Genomic DNA, 16,709 nt, shown 5'->3' with positions numbered 1-16,709 from the left:
TACGTCAGTATTCTGCGGAATGTCTTCTGAATATCGCTCTTATGCTTAGTGAGGTGAGAGCGCGTATTTCTCGTACTCTTTCACAGTGGATCGTGAGGAGCAGTTTCTATGCCGTCGTGGCGGTGTTCAGAGACTGGTTACTGGAGCGGATGGCGGGTTAACCAGCCACCCATGCTGCGTTCGCTGACCCCAGTGGCCCGGCCGGGTAATCCCAGCGCATGGTTAATGGCTCAGTGGCTGCAGAACTGACTGTCACAGGGTCGAAGCGGAGCGGCGCCTGCAGACGCCGGGCCGGGCCCCAGGAAGTCTGTTCGACATGATGCTGCAGATCATCCTGATGCTCGGGTGCCAGCGGTGGTCTGGTGTGGCAGTTGGTGCCGGCACATAGCAGCAGGCGGGCGGTGCGCGCCAGTGATGCCCGCGACTCACAGCCGACGCCGTGTTGCAGACGTTCAGTCAGTCCACGAATGGCCGCCGTGGCGAGCAGGTAGCCGGTAGCGTGATCCAGCGCCTGCACCGGCAGTGGCTGAGGGCGGTTCGCGCCTGACAGACGCATGCCTGCCTCAGCGATGCCGCTGCTCATCTGAACCAGACTGTCGAAACCCCGGCGCTTACTCCAGGGCCCCGTCCAGCCGTAGGCATCCAGACAGATGTCTACCAGTGCGGGGTTGAGTTCACGTCGTTTGCTGGCGCCCATGCCCAGTCTTTCCAGCGCTTCGGGTCGATAGCCGTGAATCAGTACGTCGGCCTCCGCCAGCAATTGCTCAAACCGATGACGATCATCGGGCTTGCGCACATCCAGCCGCGCACAACGCTTACCCAGCGTCACCTCCGGCGCAACGCTGACCTCATCCCAGTCTGGCGGATCAATACGCAGCACATCGGCACCGAAACCGGCAAGAAAGCGAGTGGCGATGGGGCCTGCCAGAATTCGTGTCAGATCCAGCACCTTTATCCCCGCGAACGGACGACTGGGGTCACCCATCTTGTCCGCCAGTGCTGAACGGGACGCCTGAGTGTGAGCATGAGTATGCAACGCCCGGTGCAGCACCGGCTCCTGCTGCACGGCGGTTCCCTGAGCGTGCATTGCCCAGTCATCGCTCGAACGCATCTGTGCCGCACATCCACCGGCCTGCACAATGGCGCTTTCCAGCTCGGCGCCGTACCAGCCCGCGACAACTGCTGCCACGGTGTCGCGTTCGGCTTCGCAGCCCAATACCTGTAAGGCGGCGTGGCGATGATGGGCGGCGTTGGTGTGGAGGCGAATCCAGCCATCCTTGCAAGGGTAGTCACCAGCAATAGCATCCCAGGCAGGGGGCAGTTGCCATCCTTGTGGACGCAGCGAGGTGGCAAACCACAGGGAAGCCAGACGCTGATCGATCTGTACCCGATGGCGCAGATCAAATCGGCGCTGGCTCCACTCCGCAATAGCCAGACCTGCTGCTGCGATGGACCCACTGGCCAGTTCGGTGACCGCAAAAGGGGAGGCAAGCTGACCTTCACCCACGAGCTGGACCTGCTCCATGAAGGCGTGATCGCCGCCTGCTGCCAGCCACATGTTCCGCAGGAAAAAGTGAAAGGGAGTCTGCATGGTGCAGTCCTTTTGATGGCTTGTTGTTGCACCTGAATTGATAAAGCCTGTTGGGGTTTAGCAGCAACAGGACGATGGTAGTATTTGGCCGTCAAACAGGGCGAACTTGGACGAAAGGATGAGAGATTCAGACAGTGATGATCAGCGTTTTTGCCGTTTGCCGTTTCCTGTGGGCTGAAAACGCGCTAGGTGATGTGCTTCTCAGGGCACGCGCGTCAGGGCTGGAGAAGATGCCGCGATCTACCAGACCTATGTGGTGGGGCGCTTCAGGCGACTGGTGCCGCAGCAATAGCAGCCTCCTGCTGGCAGCCAATACTGCGTAAATAAGCACAGAACATATCCGCCATAGCATCCGCATAGGTGATGATCTCCTCATCGGTACGGTGGCTCTCCGAGAAGTCTTTGGCGCTCGCACTCAGGGTGGATTTGATCAGCTCTGCGGCGATTGCTCGTGCCCTGTCGGTGGCTTCGGGTAGGGCTTCCAGCATGAAGGTGCTGACGATGTTTGCCCCGGCGGCTCTGGCTTGCTGGGCTTCCGGCGCATCACGGTAAAGCGGCGCGGCATCGCTCAGGGCGACCCGCATTTCTGCTTCCTCGCACTCCGAGCGGACAAAGGCATGTACCAGCGCCCGCAGACGCTGCAAGGGCGGTTGCTGCGTATCCTGCAGCAGGCTGCGCAGCAGTTCGCTGGTCTGCTGCCATTCATCGTGCTGCAGACGAAACAGGATGGCAGCCTTGTTGGGAAAATACTGATACAGCGAGCCGATGCTGACACCCGCCCGTTCCGCGACTCGTGCCGTGGTAAAACGCTGAGCACCTTCCTTCTGCAAAACCTGAATAGCAGCTTCGAGAATGGTGGCTACCAGCTCGTTGGAGCGGGCCTGTTTGGGCTGTTTACGTGAGGAAATCTGCGGGCTGCGGCGTGAGGGCATAGTGGGGGCGGCCAATGCGAATACTAAAATGTGAGTAATCAGTCGTATTCTAGTCAGGCACCGCGGCGCGCTCAAATCCCTGTTTGGAGCATGATAATGACGACTCTCACTACATCCCCTGTTGCAGCTTTGCTGACGCGCCTGTTTCGTCAGGCCGAGGCCAGCGCCGCTGAGCTTGAGCACCTTGTCACCGCCATTCCTGAAGCAGAGCAGGCGCGGCTGATGCAAAGCAAAACCGAATATCGTGACCTTTATGGCCAGCTCAGGGATTTCCCTCTGGCGGTATCGCCCGAAACCGGGCAGCTGCTGTACATGCTGGCACGCAGCTGCAACGCCCGCAGCATTGTCGAGTTTGGAACCTCCTTTGCCATTTCCACCCTGCATCTGGCTGCCGCCCTGCGTGACAACGGTGGCGGCAGGCTGATTACCTGCGAGTTTGAGCCTTCCAAGGTCGAACAGGCGCGGCGCAATCTGCAGGAAGGCGGTGTGCTGGATCTGGTGGACATTCGCGAAGGCGATGCCCTGCACACCCTGCGTCACGATCTGCCTGAGCAGATCGACCTGTTACTGCTGGACGGCGCCAAGGGGTTGTATCCCGACATTCTCGCCATGCTGGAAAGCAGGCTGCGCTCCGGTGCGCTGATCATCGCCGACAATGCAGACTACAGCCCTGACTATCTGGCACGGGTGCGCGATGTCGCCGCAGGCTACCTGTCGGTACCCTTTGCCGATGATGTCGAGCTGTCGATGCGCATTGGCTGATCGGATGGGGCGGCCATTGGCGTTCGGCAATGGCCGCCTATTGACGAGATGGTGAACAGGTTCTGAAGGTTAGTACCCACCGTTCACCATCCGCCGCAGTGCCAGCGGATTAGCCTGCTGCAGGGCCTCGGGCAGAGCGGTATCAGGGATATCCTGATAACACACCGGGCGCAGGAAGCGTTTGATCGCCGCTGAACCTACCGAGGTGGTTCGGCTGTCAGAGGTCGCCGGGAACGGCCCGCCGTGCACCATGGCATGGCAGACCTCGACGCCGGTAGGGTAGCCGTTAGCCAGAATGCGCCCGGCCTTGAGTTCGAGAATATCCAGCAAGGCTGACAGCAAGGCGGTATCAGCACCCTGTTGTAATTGCAGGGTAGCCGTTAGTTGCCCTTCAAGATGCTCAGCGATCCTGAGCATTTCTGCTTCATCCCGGCATTTGATCAGCAACGAGCTGGAGCCGAATACTTCCATCCCCAGCACATCCGGTTCAGCCAGAAAGGCTTCCGCTGTGGTGCTGAACAGTGCCGCCTGACACTGGTTAGGCCCTGTTGCTTCAAGACCACGGGCTAGGGTGTCGACCTGAGGCTGAGCCGCCAGCGTACTCACGCCCTCGCTATAGGCCCGGCAGATACCGGGGGTCAGCATGGTGGCGGGCGAACTGCTGGCCAGCGCCTGCTGGGCACCGTCGATAAAGCGCTGTAAGCCGTCGCCTTCGATGGCTACCACCAGTCCGGGATTGGTGCAGAACTGCCCGGCTCCCATCAGCAGAGAACCTGCGAAACCTTGCGCCAGACTGTCGGCGCGTTGCTGTAACGCAGCGGGTAACAGAAACACCGGGTTGATACTGCTCATCTCCGCATAGACTGGTATCGGCTCCTTGCGGTTGGCGGCGACTCGCATCAGCGCGGTGCCCCCTGCGCGGGAGCCGGTAAAGCCAACGGCCTTGATGGCAGGGTGGGCAACCAGCGCCGTGCCGACCTCCTGACCTGAGCCGTACAGCATGGAGAACACCCCTTCATGGAGATCACAAAGGCGGACCGCCTGACGGATCCCATGAGCGACCAGCTCGGCTGTGCCGGGGTGAGCGGAATGCGCCTTGACCACCACCGGTGCACCGGCTGCCAGTGCAGAGGCGGTATCGCCACCTGCGACGGAAAACGCCAGTGGAAAGTTACTGGCACCGAACACAGCGACCGGCCCAAGCGGCACCTGACGCTGACGCAAATCGGGGCGAGGCAGCGGCGTACGCTCCGGCAGTGCCGGATCGATACGGGCATCCAGCCAGTCGCCTGCGCGCACCACCTCGGCGAACAGGCGCAACTGCCCGACGGTACGACCCCGTTCGCCTTCAAGGCGGGCACGGGGCAAACCAGTCTCAGCCATGGCACGGACAATCAGCTCATCCCCGAGCGCCAGAATCTGCTCAGCGATCTGTTCGAGAAATGCGGCGCGCTGGGCAAGACCGGTGCGGCGGTAACTGGCAAAGGCCTGCGAGGCCAGCTGGCAGGCGTGATCGACATCGGCACTGTCACCCCCCCCGTAGGCAGGTTGCAGCGTTTCGGCCGTGGCCGGGTTGATGGCATGGATGGCAGCCCGTTGCCCGACCACCCGCCGGGCACCGATATACATGGCTCCGGTCAGGGTGTGCTGGGCTGATGATAGGGTCGTCATGGCGAAATTCCTCCGGCACTAGGCAGCAGATCAGGGGGAGCGCCAGTGGCGCTCCGGAAAGGTTCAGTTGAGGTGTGCACGTATGTGTTTGGCTATTCAGCCAGATGAGGTTCGGTCAGATCAGGCGCCGTCAGCAGGCATCAGGCGATACCAGTGGCAGGCGTTGCGCCAGAGAATGTCGTCCCGCGCCATTGGGGCCGTCAGGGCAATGGCTTCCTCAATCATTGCCAGCCAGTCGGCATAGCTGACCTGAATGCCCGCCACCGGGAAGTTGCTGGCATACAGGCAACGCTGCGGCCCGAACAGGCGGATGGCGTCACACAACAGCTGCAGGTTTTGTCGTCTGTCCCACGCCTGCAGCGGCGTACCCAGTTCCGACAGTTTGATGCAAACGTTCGGATTGGCGGCCAGCGCCGTCAGACCGGCGTGCCACTGCTCTAGGCCCTCCGGGCTGCGGTCCCACGGTAAGCCGGTGTGATTGAGGATCACCCTGAGGTCAGGGTAATCCTGCAGGGCCTGAGCAGCTTCCTGCAGATGCCAGGCGGGCACCCGCAAATCCCAGCTCAGGCCGCGCTCCTGCAACAGCTTTAACCCTGACAGCCAGTGAGCATCCTGCAGGCTGCCCGGCTGGTTCAGCACGCTTTCCCTGTGCTGGGGGCGGCTGGCGGTCACGGGTTTGGCTCGTACTCCGCGAAACAGCGGCGACTCGCACTGGGCATCAAGCACCGCAGCACAATGCTCCTGACCAAAAGGTGCCCAGCCGACATGCGCGCTGGGTAAGCCCTGCTGCGCAGCCAGCCCGGTGATCCAGCGGGTTTCTGCCAGCGTCTGCACGCGTTCCACCTCTGCCTCACAATGCACGCTGCCGATCAGGCGGTAGCCAGCGGGCACAGTGGCACGCAGCTCATCAGGCAGCACCGGGCGACAGATACTGCGGTAGTCGCCAAGGAAAAAGTGCGGATCATACTGGTCGCTCAGCCAGGGGTAGTGAATGTCTGCCAGCGCCCAGAAATGATGGTGGCAGTCGATCAGAGGTTGCTCGCCAGAATGGCTGATCGCAGACAAGGTCATAGACGTTGATTCCCCACGTTATGCACGACAAGCGTTCAGGACAGCCGCAGCAGGCACGACACATCGGGCTCTGCCAGAGTATCGAAGAAGCGCACGAACTGGCCGCTGTGCAGATCAAGAATGCCGATCTGATCGCCCTTGAACGAGACAAAAGCCAGCTCACCATTGGGGTGGAAACTGATGGCGATGGGGCGGTGCGGCAGGGTAATGGTGCCGAGGCTGTTGAGCTGCTCATCAAACACCGACAGGGAGCTTTCACCGTAGTTGGTGGTCAGCAGGCGGCCGGTCGGGTCGCGATATACCCGGTTCGGGTCTTCACCGGTACTTGCCGTACCAACAATCTGCAGGCTCTCGGTGTCGATGGCGACCAGCGTATTGTCCAGACGGTTGGTAACAAACAGCCGCGTCTCATCCACGGACAGGCAGTTACCTTCGGGCTTGCGGCCGGGGTACATAGGAACGGGGGCAAACAGCGGATCATGAGGTTTGATCTTGGTGACGGTATTGCTCAGCAGGTTGATGCCGTAAGCGGTTTCGCCATCGCGGCTGAGGGCGAACAGATGGGTCTTGTAACCACCGGAAGGCACTGCCCGGTCGGCAGCCACGGCGTTACGGGGCTGATCAAATATCAGCAGAGTGGAATGCCCTTCGCTCATGGCATACAGGCGATCCTGCTGATCCATGGCCAGCCCGTGAATCCGGTAAAACGGCCAGGTGCTCAAGGTATGAACATGTTCACCCTTGTGCAGATCAATAACGAAAACCGAACAGCCACCCTGATCACCGACGCAGTCAGCGCCGAGGATGCCGTAATGGCCGACGTAGGCAAATTCCTGTTTGCTGTCGACGACAAACTCGTGGGGATAGTTGGGCAGACGGATATGCTTCAGCGCCTTGCCGCTCTGCACGTCATAAAGACTGACGGTATGGGCACATTTCTGATTGAGCAGCAGAACATCGGTAGCCATGGTGATGACCTCGGCAAGAGGCCCGGCACTTCAGGTGCCGGGCAGTTAATCGGACAGGCAGTAACCGTTCAGAACGCGTTGACTATCTCTGCTTTTTTCAGCCTTTCTCGGCATTCAGCACGGCATTCAGCATCTCGTCGCCGTTATCCTTGATGTAGCTGTCCCAGGTGGGTTTGACGATGGCCTGAAAGGGCGCGGTATCGATATGCTCTTCCACTTCCAGCCCGGCGCTGCGCAGATCCTTGATGATCTGCTGCTCCTGCTGCTGGTTCAGCTCACGCTGATACTGACCGGCCTCCTGAGCGGACTGGACGATGGCCTGCTGGTAGGCCGGACTGAGCGATTTGAACTTGTCCTGATTCATGACCATGATCAGCGCGGTGTACGCCTGATTGGTCAGCGACAGGTATTTCTGCACTTCGTAGAACTTGCTCGACCAGACGATGCCGATGGGGTGGTCCTGAGCATCCACGGCTCCGGTTTCCAGGGCGGTGTACAGCTCGCCGATTGGCATGGGGATCGGGTTGGCGCCCAGTAATGAGAAGGCCTGAATCAGCGACTTGTTGGAGTTGGTGCGCATTTTTAGACCTTTGACATCATCCGGGGTACGGATCGGATGCTTGGAGTTGGTCATGGCGCGGAAGCCGACTTCCCAGTAAGCCAGCCCTTTCAGGCCGCTGTCGTCGAGCAGGGTCAGGGCATCCTGCCCGACCTTGCCATCCAGCACCTTATAGGCCTGATTGCGGTCACCGAAAATATAAGGCAGATCAAACACCGCCAGCTTGGGGGCCAGCCCGGCAAAGTTGGGGTTGCCGGACAGTTCCATGTCGATGGTTCCGGCTCGCACCCCGGAAATCATCGCCTGATCATTGCCCAGTACCCCGTTACCAAAGATCTTTACTTCCACTTCTCCCTGAGTGCGCTCCTTCACCAGCTCGGCAAATTTTTCCGCTGCTTTCTGCTGGGTATCTGTCACCGGCGCCGCATGAGCCAGTTTCAGCATGGTGGCAGCCTGGGCACTAATGCCCATGCCGAGGCCAATGGCCAGTGCCAGGCTACTTAAAGTCAGGGTGCGCAGGGCAGAGTGTTGTTGTTTCATAGTGATAGTCCTTTCTGGTTGTACTTGTTTTGGCAAAGGAGGAGAGATCAGTGACCGTGGTTTAGCCAGTGACCTCGGTTTAGTCATCGTGAACGGTTTGGTCATCGTTAATGTTCAATGGGCCAGCCATTTGGCGGGCACGGTCACCAGCTCCGGCACGATAACGAAGAGCAGCAGAATACCGACGTAAGCCAGCAGGAAGGGGGCGACACCACGCACCGCCTCCTCAAACCGGATACGACCGACGCCGCAGATAACGTTGAGCACATTGCCCACCGGCGGGGTGATCAGCCCGATGGAGCAGTTCAGTACCATCATGATGCCGAAGTACACCGGGTCGATGCCGGCCAGCTTCACCAGCGGCATGAGGATGGGCGTCAGCACCAGAATGGTGGGGGTCAGATCCATCACCATGCCGACCAGCAGCACCACGCCCATGATCGCCAGCATCAGCAGGCGCGGGCTGTCCGTCAGCGGACCAAGCACATCGGCGACCATCATCGGCAGCTGCGCCACACTGATCAGCCAGGAAGCGACCATGGCCGAGGCCACCAGAAACATCACCACGGCGGTATTGCGTGCCGCTTTGGTCAGCACCTCAAACATCTGCTTGGCGCTCAACTCACGATAGACCAGCGTCGAAATCAGGATGGCGTAGACCGCAGCGACCACGGCTGCTTCGGTGGGGGTGAAAATACCAGTCTTGATACCACCGATAATCACTACCGGCAGCAGCAGGGCCCAGACACTGTCTTTCAGGGCATTGATACGCTGACGATTGCTGGCTTTCGGAGCGATGGCAATGTCTTCGCGGCGGGTCAGCATCGACCAGATAAACACCAGAGTGATGCCCATCAGAAGACCCGGCACGATGCCAGCGAGGAACAGCTTGGTGATAGATATCCCCCCGGCGACGCCGATAATGATCAGCGGAATGGAGGGCGGAATGATCGGCGCAATAATGCCCCCTGCCGCCAGCAGACCGGCAGATCGCCCGACCGGGTAGTTGGCCTCGCGCATCATTGGCAGCAGGATACTGGCCAGTGCTGCGGCGTCGGCAACGGCAGAGCCTGACAGACTGGCCATGACGATGGCAGCGAAGATGGCGACAAAGCCCAGCCCGCCTTTCTTGTGGCCGACAAACATCATCGCCAGATTGACGATCCGTTTGGACAGCCCACCCTGCGCCATCACCTCACCGGCCACCAGAAAGAAGGGGATGGCCAGCAGGGTGAAGCTGTCGGCACCGTCCACCAGGTTCTGGGCCAGAATCTGGGTATTGAACAGGTCAAGGTGCAGCATCAGCACCACTGCGCTGACCAGCAGGGCAAAGGCGATAGGCAGGCCAAGGCCGATGGAGCCAAGCAGGGAGCCTAAAAACAGGGCGATAGTCATGGGCGCACCTCCCGGCAGCGTGCCTGGGTAAGCAGGGATTCAGGCAAAAACTGACCTATCAGGCGGCACAACAACTGCAGGCTCATCAGTACCCCTGCGACCAGACCGGCCAGATAGAACACACCAATGGGGATGTCGCTGATGGGAGACAGGTTGCGCCAGTTCAGCACGGTCTGCTTGTAGGCGCCGATCATCAGCATCAGGGTACATCCCAGCATCATCAGCAGGGCGGCGATGCGCACCAGCTTCTTCAGCGTCGCTGGCAGCATGTCAACCAGTGTGCCGACTTCCAGATGTTCATTTTTTTGCAGTGCGACAACGGCACCGAGAAAGGTCAGCCAGACGAAGATATAGCGCGACAGCTCGACCGTGATGGAAATACCACTGTTGAAGCCGTAGCGCAGGACGACATTGATGAAGACCAGAACGATCATCACCGTCAGACCGGCTGCCATCAGCAGATTAAGGAATTGTTCCAGGCGTAACGCCAGACGAGCGAAATACAGCATGATAGCTCCACACCTCTAATCCGGGGGCGATGGCTGCCTGCGGCCGCCATCGCCGGTTCATCATTGCTGACGGGAACTGGCCAGCGCCTGCTCAAAAGCGCTGACCACAGCCGGGTCCAGTCGCTCGGTATAGCGCTTGGTCAGGGGCTGCAGAGCGTCGCGCATGCGCTGACGTTTGCTGGCTGATACGTCGTTGATGGTCATGCTTTGCTTGAGTTCATCCAGCAGCTTGCTATTCAGCTCGCGGCTGGTCTGGCGCTCATAGACCGTGGCTTCATCGGCTGCTTCATGAATGGCCTGTCGCTGAGCATCGGTCAGCTGCTTCATGAAATTGTAGGAGGCCAGCAGTACCAGCGCATCATAGGCATGGGCGGTCTTCGACAGATATTTCTGCACCCAGTCGGCCATGGCGGCGGGGCTGTTGAATACCAGTACGCCCAGTGTCAGGGTACTGCGGGTAAGCGTGCGAAGTGTGGAGTGTGTTTTCATTATTGTGATCCTGTATTCGCTTGCGTAGAGGCCAGATGCGCACTTGCAGGGTGCGCGTCCCGCCTCAAAAACCATGTCACCTCTAGCAGGTCGTTGAAAATCTATCTCGATAACGTTTTTCAACAACCGGCTAAGAGCATGTCTCCGTCAGAGCATTTCGACACCGACGACATTGCCAGTCTGCTCAGCCTGCTGCAGAGGGTTGCGCAGTGGGCGACCAAAACTGGGCAGTTCAATCTCGAAACGATCACCCTGCTGTGTCCTGATGCCATCGGCGAAGCTCAGGGTGGCGGTGCCGAAAAAGTGCACATGAACATCGCCGGGCCGACAGAACTGGCGGTACTTGAAGTGGTGGTGCTCCAGATTGGCCAGCGAGTGGGCCATGTTGTCTTCGCCGGTGAGGAAGGGCTTGCGCCAGATGACCTCGCCGTTGCGGACAATACGGCTTTCGCCTTGCAGATGACGCGGTGCCTCACCCAGCCATAACTCCGGGCCGAAGCTGCAGGCACGTAGTTTGGAGTGCGCCAGCCACAGGTAGTTGCCCCGTTCGGTCACGTGGTCGGAAAACTCGTTACCCACGGCGAAGCCGATGCGGTAGGGCGTGCCGTTGTCACCGATGACATAGAGGCCCACCAGCTCTGGCTCTTCACCTGCATCGAGGGCAAAGCCGGGGCTGGGCAGAGGGTGCTCGGGGGCGATGACGATGTCGCCGTCGCCCTTGTAGAACCATTCAGGCTGAGCGCCAATCTGCCCTGCAGCGGGCTTGCCGCCTTCCACGCCCAGCTTGAACATCTTCATGGAATCGCTCAGCTCGGCATCGTCCTTGTCCAGTTTGGCATGCATGGCGTCACGGGTGTCTGCACTGCCCAGATGGGTCAGGCCGGTGCCGCTGACCAGACAGTGCGCGGCATCGGGATGGGTCAGCGGTGGCAGCAGCAGGCGCAGGTCGAGTAGCTGGTGGTAGTCCAGCAGTTCATGGCTGAGATGACGGTGGATCATGTCCTGCAGGCTGATACCTTCGGCAATGGCGGCACGGGCCAGCGCATAGGTCCCCCCGTCAAACTCCACCAGCCGAACCTGAATGGCGCTTTCCACCACCGCCGCGCGCAGACCACGGCTGTGCTTGAGTTGAATCAGGCGCATTGCTGGCTCCTTACTCGATGATGTTGAACTGGTCGAGGTACTTGTCGGACAGGGTCAGGCCCAGACCGGGCAGGTGTTCGTCCAGATCGATAAAGCCATTAACGGGCTCGGGGTCGCCTTCAAAGATGTAGTAGAACAGCTCGTTACCGACTTCGACGTCATGCACCGGGAAGTATTCGGACATCGGCGAGGCCAGGGTCGACATGGTCAGATGGTAGTTGTGCATCTGCCCGGCGTGGGGGATAACCGGCACGCTGTAGGCTTCGGCGAGGGCGTTGATCTTGTGGGCAGCGGTAATGCCGCCGACGCGGTTGGTGTCGTACTGGATGACTGAGACCGCGCCCTTGTCCAGCAGCTGCCGGAAACCGTAGGAGGTGAATTCGTGTTCACCGCCGGAAATGGGGATGTTGGTCAGCCTGTTCAGTTCGGCATAGCCGTCAATGTCATCGGCGATGACCGGCTCTTCCAGCCAGCGGGGTTCAAATTTTTCCAGCTTGGGCAGCATGCGCTTGGCGTACTCAAGGTTCCAGCCCATGTAGCATTCCAGCATCAGGTCCACATCGTCACCGATCACTTCACGCACCGCCGCGACGCTGTCGAGGTTTTTGCGCATGCCGACAGGGCCGTCCTTGGGGCCGTAGCCAAAGCGCATTTTCACCGCCTTGAAGCCCTGATCCATATAACGCTGAGCTTCGCGCTGCATTTCATCCAGATCAGTGCGGTATAGCTTGGAGGCATAGCAGGGGATTTTTTCCTTGGTGCGCCCCCCCAGCAGCTTGAACACCGGGCGGCCTGTGGCCTTGCCCATGATGTCCCAGAGGGCAATATCAATCGCGGAGATCGCGGCCATGGCCACGCCTTTGCGGCCCCATGCCAGCGTCGAGCGGTACATGCGCTGCCACAGGTATTCGTAGTCGAACGGGTCCTGATTGAGCACCAGCGGGGTGAGGTACTGATCAATGATGGCCTTGGCGATGCGTGGCGCCAGCGCGACGTTGCCGATGCCGACCACGCCTTCGTCTGTCTCTACTTCCACCACCGTCCAGCCGTGGAAACGGAAGGTGCCCATGGAATCACCACGGTCCCAGAGCTGGTCCATGGCGTTGGAGCAGAAGTGTGCCTGTGGCGGAACGGTCTTACCTTTCCATTCGAATACGCGGGCACGCACTTGGGTGATTTTCATCTTGGCTTTCTCCAGAAGTCGTTATTTTTGTTGCTGTGTCTTCACAAGGTTGGCTATTAACAAATCGGCTTTGCTGGCCGCTTTCAGCCGCGGGTCTGGGCGCGGTAACTGGCACCCATGCGGCAGGCAATGGCAAAGGCATTTTCCATGGCCTGCACACTGGCCTTGTTGCTACCGGCAATGTCATAGGCGGTGCCGTGGGCCGGGGTGGTAATAGGGACCGGCAGACCACCCTGTACGGTGACGCCTTTTTCAAAGCCGAGCAGCTTGATGGCGATCTGGCCCTGGTCGTGGTACATGGTGACGATGGCGTCATACTGGCCATCCCGGGCTTTGAGGAAGATCGTGTCAGCCGGGAACGGGCCGTTGATGGGCAGCCCTTCATCGTTCAGGGCTTTGACGGCCGGGGCGATGATGTCAATCTCCTCCCGCCCACAGACGCCGCCGTCACCGCCGTGAGGGTTGAAGGCTGCGACGGCCACCCGTGGCTGTGCTACACCTGCGGCGGCCAGTGACTGATAAATCAGGCGGGTGGCCTGCTTGATACGCTCAACGCTCAGATAGCTGGCAACGTCCTTGAGGGGAACGTGTGAGGAAATCCGTGACGTCCACAGACCGCCCAGGGTGTTGAACTCGCAGAAGAAGCCATCAACCTTGAGGTAGTCGGCGAAGTAGTGCAGTTCATCCTCGAAAGGCATACCGGCCTGCTTCATGGCGTGTTTGTTGAGCGGGGCAAAACAGATAGCGTCGATATGGCGCTGGCTGACGGCAGCCAGACACATATCCAGCACTTTCAGTACCGATGCGCCGCCGGAAGCGGCGGCGACACCCACCTGCACATCCTCGGGTTTGACGCTGTCGACAGCAACAAACAGCGGACGGTCGCTGTCCAGTGCCCGCGCCTGTTGCAGGCTTTCGATGGCGAGTGTTTCCACCTTCACGCCGGCAGTTTGCTGTCCGGCTTCCCACACCCAGGGGTCACCGATCAGAACGATATTGGCCTGCTGCAGGGTAGAGGGTTTGCTCAACAGCTTGGCGATCAGTTCAGGGCCAATGCCTGCAGGATCACCCAGCGTCAGGGCTACGGTCGGGCGCAAGTTACTCATTGGGTTACTCCTGTGGTGGGGTAGAGCATGTTGACCAGGGTCATGGGGATCGCCGGGACATAGGTCACCAGCATCAGCACGATAAACAGCACGCCAATCATCGGCAGGTTCACCCGGGCGGTTTTCCACATATCGGTACGGGCGATGGAGCAGGACGTAGCCAGCACCGACGCCACTGGTGGCGTTTGTTGTCCGATAGCCAGATTGAGGGTCAGGATCAGACCGAAATGAATGGGGTCGATGCCGAGCTGCTGGATCAGCGGCAGCACGATGGGCACCACCAGAATGATGGCGGCCGCGCCGTGCAGGAACATGCCCAGCACCAGCAACAGCACGTTCAGCAATGCCAGCACCAGTACCGGATCGGTCGTGATGGAGGTAATTTCCCGCGCCAGTTGCTGCGGCAACTGCATCTCGGTGAGGAAGGTGCCGAGAATGGCGGAGGTGGCGACCAGCAGCATAACCACGGCAGTCTGCACCACGCCGTCGATCACGGCGCGATACAACACCTGCAAATCCATTTCGCAATAGACCAGACCGCCGATCACCAGCGCCGCCAGTACCGCAACACCGGCGCCTTCGGTAGCGGTGACGATGCCGCCAAAGATACCGCCGAGAATGATCACTGGTAGCAGCAGCGCCCAGAATGCCTCGCGGAAGGCTTTGCCCAGCCGGGTCAGGGAGAAGGCTTCCTCACGGGGCAGGTTGTATTTGATGGCGAAGTAGTAGCAGGCCGCAGCCAGTCCGATACCGCCGAGAATGCCCGGCACCACGCCTGCAACGAACAGCTTGACCACCGAGGTATCGGCAATCGCGCCATACAGGATCATCGACAGCGACGGCGGAATGATGATGGCCAGCGATGCGGAAGCGGAGGTGATGGCGGCGGCAAACTCAGGGTTGTAGTTACGCCGTTTCATTTCCGGAATCAGAATCGAACCGGTGGCGGCCACATCAGCTACGGCAGAGCCGGAAATTTCGGCAAAGAACATCGAGACGCCGACATTCACCATGGCCAGACTGCCGCGCACAAAGCCCACTATGGCTGAGACCAGATTGATCAGTCGTTGCGACAGGCCGGTGGTGTTCATCAGTGCGCCAGCCAGAATAAACAGAGGGATAGCAATCAGCGGGAAGCTGGTAGCACCGCTGTACAGGGTCAGCGGGATATTGACCAGCGCATCCCAGCCCTGAGTCAGCCAGGTACCGGCGATGGCCACCACGCCGATAGCGACGGCAATGGGAACATTGATCAGCACTAGTACGAAGATTGCGGCAATAACCAGAAGCAGAGTCATGGACGTACCTCCCAGGCCTGATGCAGGGTCAGACCTTCTTCGGCCAGACGGATGGCCTCCTCGATGGCTTCATGCTCACTGTCGACGCCCTGACGCATCTTGTGCCAGGCATCCGGCATACTTAGCAGCTCACAGAGGATGAACAGACTGGCACTGACGGGAATCACCGACTGGGTAAAGCTCAGGTTGATCCACGGCAGGGAGACCAGATTGTCCCACGCCAGCACGTTGAGTACGTCATAGCCAAATTTAGCGATAATCGCAAAGAAGCCAATGACGATCAGTTCCGACAGGACGAACAGCAGTGAGCGCAGTGGCGCCGGTGCTTTGCTGACAATGCCGGGACAGCCCAGATGTGCGCGCTTCAGGGCTGCCAGACTGGCACCGTAGAAGCTCAGCCAGGCCAGCCCGATAGAGGCGACTTCGTCATACCAGGTGAAAGCGCTGCCCAGCATACGCAGCAGTACTGCCGCCAGCACGATGGCGGTCAGCCCCAGCAGCAGGGCGACAGTGAAGCCTTCCAGCAGGTACTCAAACTCCTGGCGCAGTAACTTCAGAGGCGACATGGCGACCCCGTGATGGCAGGAAGACGGAGAAGTGATGAGCGATGCCATGATCACTCACCCGCCAGCGCCATGACGCGGTCAACCAGTTGCTGTCCGCCGTCGACCTTTTCAATAAATTTGGCGTACACCGTTTTGCTTGCGGCAATAACGGCCTGCCGGTCCACCTGATTAATCTGGGTGCCAGCCTGAGTCATGTTGTCCTGCAGTGACTTGTCGAGGCTTTCACCTTTGGCGAAAGACCAGCTTTGTGCCTCGACAGCCACTTCCGTGATCGCGTTCTGTACCTCAGCGGGCAGTTTGTTCCAGCCATCTTCACTGACCGTCAGCAAGATGGGGGAATAGACGTGATTGGAGATCGACAGTTCCTGCAGCTTGGCACCGTTGATATTGCTCAGCGGGTTCTCCTGACCATCGACCATGCCGGTCTGCAAGGCGACAAACAGTTCGGAAGACGCCATGGGAGTCGGGTTGGCTCCCCAGGTGGAGAACATCAGGGTGCGCCATTCGCTCTGTGGGGTACGAATTTTCAGCCCTTGCAGGTCAGCGGGGGTATTAATCGGGCGGCTGTTGGGCGTGCCACTAATGGCGAACACGATTTTGTCTTCGGCGTGGCTGGCGATGCTGCTCAGAGAGAACAGCAGGGCGGTGGTGGCGAGTTTCTTAAGCATTGTCTCGTCCTTATTTTTGTTGTGTTTGGAGGTGGAGTGGCGGTGTCGTCGTTGCGCTTAACCGTCCGTTTGATGCTGTACTGCGATTGGCTCTTATTCCTCATCTGGTTTACTGGTACGTGCACCATACCAGTTGATTAGAGGTTAGTGGACAGGGGATTTATCGTCAAGGAAAAAAATGGCGTTTTTTTAAACACTGGAATGAGAGGTGTGATTGCGTGTCAGCAGGAAGATCACGGGCAGGATGGCAGGATGGCA

16 protein-coding genes are annotated in these 16,709 nt (G+C 59.5%); 1 reads left to right on the top strand and 15 read right to left on the bottom strand.

All coding sequences use genetic code 11. The annotated features are described in order from the left end of the window. Positions 1-157: 157 nt before the first annotated feature. Both WH50_RS17220 and WH50_RS17215 read right to left on the bottom strand, forming a co-directional pair. The gene (locus WH50_RS17220; protein WP_110188479.1) at positions 158-1,591 is read right to left on the bottom strand and encodes a CoA transferase; all 1,434 of its coding nucleotides are present in this window, start codon (positions 1,589-1,591) and stop codon (positions 158-160) included. Between the two features lie 266 nt (positions 1,592-1,857). Then, on the bottom strand, positions 1,858-2,523 hold the full coding sequence (locus tag WH50_RS17215) for a TetR/AcrR family transcriptional regulator (protein WP_110188477.1): 666 nt from the start codon (positions 2,521-2,523) through the stop codon (positions 1,858-1,860). A 96-nt stretch (positions 2,524-2,619) separates the two neighbouring features. Between WH50_RS17215 and WH50_RS17210 the strand changes: the two genes are divergently transcribed. Then, complete coding sequence (locus WH50_RS17210) at positions 2,620-3,285, top strand: O-methyltransferase (RefSeq protein ID WP_110188475.1); 666 nt, start codon at positions 2,620-2,622, stop codon at positions 3,283-3,285. Positions 3,286-3,354: 69 nt separating this feature from the next. Here WH50_RS17210 and WH50_RS17205 read toward each other — a convergent pair whose 3' ends face one another. The 13 genes from WH50_RS17205 to WH50_RS17145 form a co-directional block, all read right to left on the bottom strand. Continuing rightward, on the bottom strand, positions 3,355-4,956 hold the full coding sequence (locus tag WH50_RS17205; RefSeq protein ID WP_110188474.1) for an aldehyde dehydrogenase (NADP(+)): 1,602 nt from the start codon (positions 4,954-4,956) through the stop codon (positions 3,355-3,357). A 120-nt stretch (positions 4,957-5,076) separates the two neighbouring features. Continuing rightward, on the bottom strand, positions 5,077-6,027 hold the full coding sequence (locus tag WH50_RS17200; protein ID WP_110188473.1) for an amidohydrolase family protein: 951 nt from the start codon (positions 6,025-6,027) through the stop codon (positions 5,077-5,079). Between the two features lie 35 nt (positions 6,028-6,062). After that, the gene (locus WH50_RS17195) at positions 6,063-6,995 is read right to left on the bottom strand and encodes a YncE family protein (protein ID WP_104155705.1); all 933 of its coding nucleotides are present in this window, start codon (positions 6,993-6,995) and stop codon (positions 6,063-6,065) included. A gap of 97 nt (positions 6,996-7,092) precedes the next feature. Then, positions 7,093-8,094, bottom strand: coding sequence for a TRAP transporter substrate-binding protein (locus WH50_RS17190; protein ID WP_110188471.1), 1,002 nt, complete (start codon positions 8,092-8,094; stop codon positions 7,093-7,095). Between the two features lie 114 nt (positions 8,095-8,208). Then, positions 8,209-9,489: a TRAP transporter large permease subunit gene (locus tag WH50_RS17185; RefSeq protein ID WP_110188469.1), complete on the bottom strand. Its 1,281-nt coding sequence runs from the start codon at positions 9,487-9,489 to the stop codon at positions 8,209-8,211. Beyond that, complete coding sequence (locus tag WH50_RS17180; protein WP_110188467.1) at positions 9,486-9,998, bottom strand: TRAP transporter small permease; 513 nt, start codon at positions 9,996-9,998, stop codon at positions 9,486-9,488. The genes WH50_RS17185 and WH50_RS17180 overlap by 4 nt, the downstream gene beginning before the upstream one ends. A 60-nt stretch (positions 9,999-10,058) precedes the next feature. Next, complete coding sequence (locus WH50_RS17175) at positions 10,059-10,487, bottom strand: type 2 periplasmic-binding domain-containing protein (RefSeq protein WP_165838459.1); 429 nt, start codon at positions 10,485-10,487, stop codon at positions 10,059-10,061. Positions 10,488-10,634: 147 nt separating this feature from the next. After that, entirely contained in the window at positions 10,635-11,630 is a 996-nt protein-coding gene (araD1, locus tag WH50_RS17170) for an AraD1 family protein (protein ID WP_110188463.1), read from the bottom strand. 10 nt (positions 11,631-11,640) lie between these two features. Then, a complete protein-coding gene (locus WH50_RS17165; protein WP_110188461.1) occupies positions 11,641-12,813 on the bottom strand; it encodes an L-rhamnonate dehydratase in 1,173 nt (390 codons plus the stop codon). Positions 12,814-12,896: 83 nt separating this feature from the next. Next, on the bottom strand, positions 12,897-13,919 hold the full coding sequence (locus WH50_RS17160) for a 4-hydroxythreonine-4-phosphate dehydrogenase PdxA (protein ID WP_110188459.1): 1,023 nt from the start codon (positions 13,917-13,919) through the stop codon (positions 12,897-12,899). Beyond that, positions 13,916-15,217 (bottom strand): TRAP transporter large permease, encoded by a 1,302-nt coding sequence (locus tag WH50_RS17155; RefSeq protein WP_110188457.1) that lies wholly within the window; start codon positions 15,215-15,217, stop codon positions 13,916-13,918. The genes WH50_RS17160 and WH50_RS17155 overlap by 4 nt, the downstream gene beginning before the upstream one ends. After that, positions 15,214-15,831, bottom strand: a complete 618-nt coding sequence (locus WH50_RS17150; protein WP_207780364.1) for a TRAP transporter small permease — start codon at positions 15,829-15,831, stop codon at positions 15,214-15,216. Before WH50_RS17150 ends, WH50_RS17155 begins: the two co-directional genes overlap by 4 nt. A gap of 2 nt (positions 15,832-15,833) precedes the next feature. Continuing rightward, on the bottom strand, positions 15,834-16,451 hold the full coding sequence (locus tag WH50_RS17145) for a TRAP transporter substrate-binding protein (RefSeq protein ID WP_110188455.1): 618 nt from the start codon (positions 16,449-16,451) through the stop codon (positions 15,834-15,836). Positions 16,452-16,709: the final 258 nt, after the last annotated feature.

This window comes from Pokkaliibacter plantistimulans, from assembly GCF_003194385.1.
GTDB lineage: Bacteria > Pseudomonadota > Gammaproteobacteria > Pseudomonadales > Balneatricaceae > Pokkaliibacter > Pokkaliibacter plantistimulans.
This window is presented reverse-complemented; position numbering and strand designations above follow the sequence as displayed.

What these genes read in the sequence shown, in the direction of transcription:
- WH50_RS17210 (WP_110188475.1), top strand. Translation starts at nt 2,620, where the DNA reads ATGACGACTCTCACTACATCCCCTGTTGCAGCTTTGCTGACGCGCCTG.
- WH50_RS17145 (WP_110188455.1), bottom strand. Translation starts at nt 16,451, where the DNA reads ATGCTTAAGAAACTCGCCACCACCGCCCTGCTGTTCTCTCTGAGCAGC.
- WH50_RS17205 (WP_110188474.1), bottom strand. Translation starts at nt 4,956, where the DNA reads ATGACGACCCTATCATCAGCCCAGCACACCCTGACCGGAGCCATGTAT.
- WH50_RS17185 (WP_110188469.1), bottom strand. Translation starts at nt 9,489, where the DNA reads ATGACTATCGCCCTGTTTTTAGGCTCCCTGCTTGGCTCCATCGGCCTT.
- WH50_RS17160 (WP_110188459.1), bottom strand. Translation starts at nt 13,919, where the DNA reads ATGAGTAACTTGCGCCCGACCGTAGCCCTGACGCTGGGTGATCCTGCA.
- araD1 (WP_110188463.1), bottom strand. Translation starts at nt 11,630, where the DNA reads ATGCGCCTGATTCAACTCAAGCACAGCCGTGGTCTGCGCGCGGCGGTG.
- WH50_RS17150 (WP_207780364.1), bottom strand. Translation starts at nt 15,831, where the DNA reads ATGGCATCGCTCATCACTTCTCCGTCTTCCTGCCATCACGGGGTCGCC.
- WH50_RS17195 (WP_104155705.1), bottom strand. Translation starts at nt 6,995, where the DNA reads ATGGCTACCGATGTTCTGCTGCTCAATCAGAAATGTGCCCATACCGTC.
- WH50_RS17155 (WP_110188457.1), bottom strand. Translation starts at nt 15,217, where the DNA reads ATGACTCTGCTTCTGGTTATTGCCGCAATCTTCGTACTAGTGCTGATC.
- WH50_RS17175 (WP_165838459.1), bottom strand. Translation starts at nt 10,487, where the DNA reads ATGAAAACACACTCCACACTTCGCACGCTTACCCGCAGTACCCTGACA.
- WH50_RS17190 (WP_110188471.1), bottom strand. Translation starts at nt 8,094, where the DNA reads ATGAAACAACAACACTCTGCCCTGCGCACCCTGACTTTAAGTAGCCTG.
- WH50_RS17165 (WP_110188461.1), bottom strand. Translation starts at nt 12,813, where the DNA reads ATGAAAATCACCCAAGTGCGTGCCCGCGTATTCGAATGGAAAGGTAAG.
- WH50_RS17200 (WP_110188473.1), bottom strand. Translation starts at nt 6,027, where the DNA reads ATGACCTTGTCTGCGATCAGCCATTCTGGCGAGCAACCTCTGATCGAC.
- WH50_RS17220 (WP_110188479.1), bottom strand. Translation starts at nt 1,591, where the DNA reads ATGCAGACTCCCTTTCACTTTTTCCTGCGGAACATGTGGCTGGCAGCA.
- WH50_RS17215 (WP_110188477.1), bottom strand. Translation starts at nt 2,523, where the DNA reads ATGCCCTCACGCCGCAGCCCGCAGATTTCCTCACGTAAACAGCCCAAA.
- WH50_RS17180 (WP_110188467.1), bottom strand. Translation starts at nt 9,998, where the DNA reads ATGCTGTATTTCGCTCGTCTGGCGTTACGCCTGGAACAATTCCTTAAT.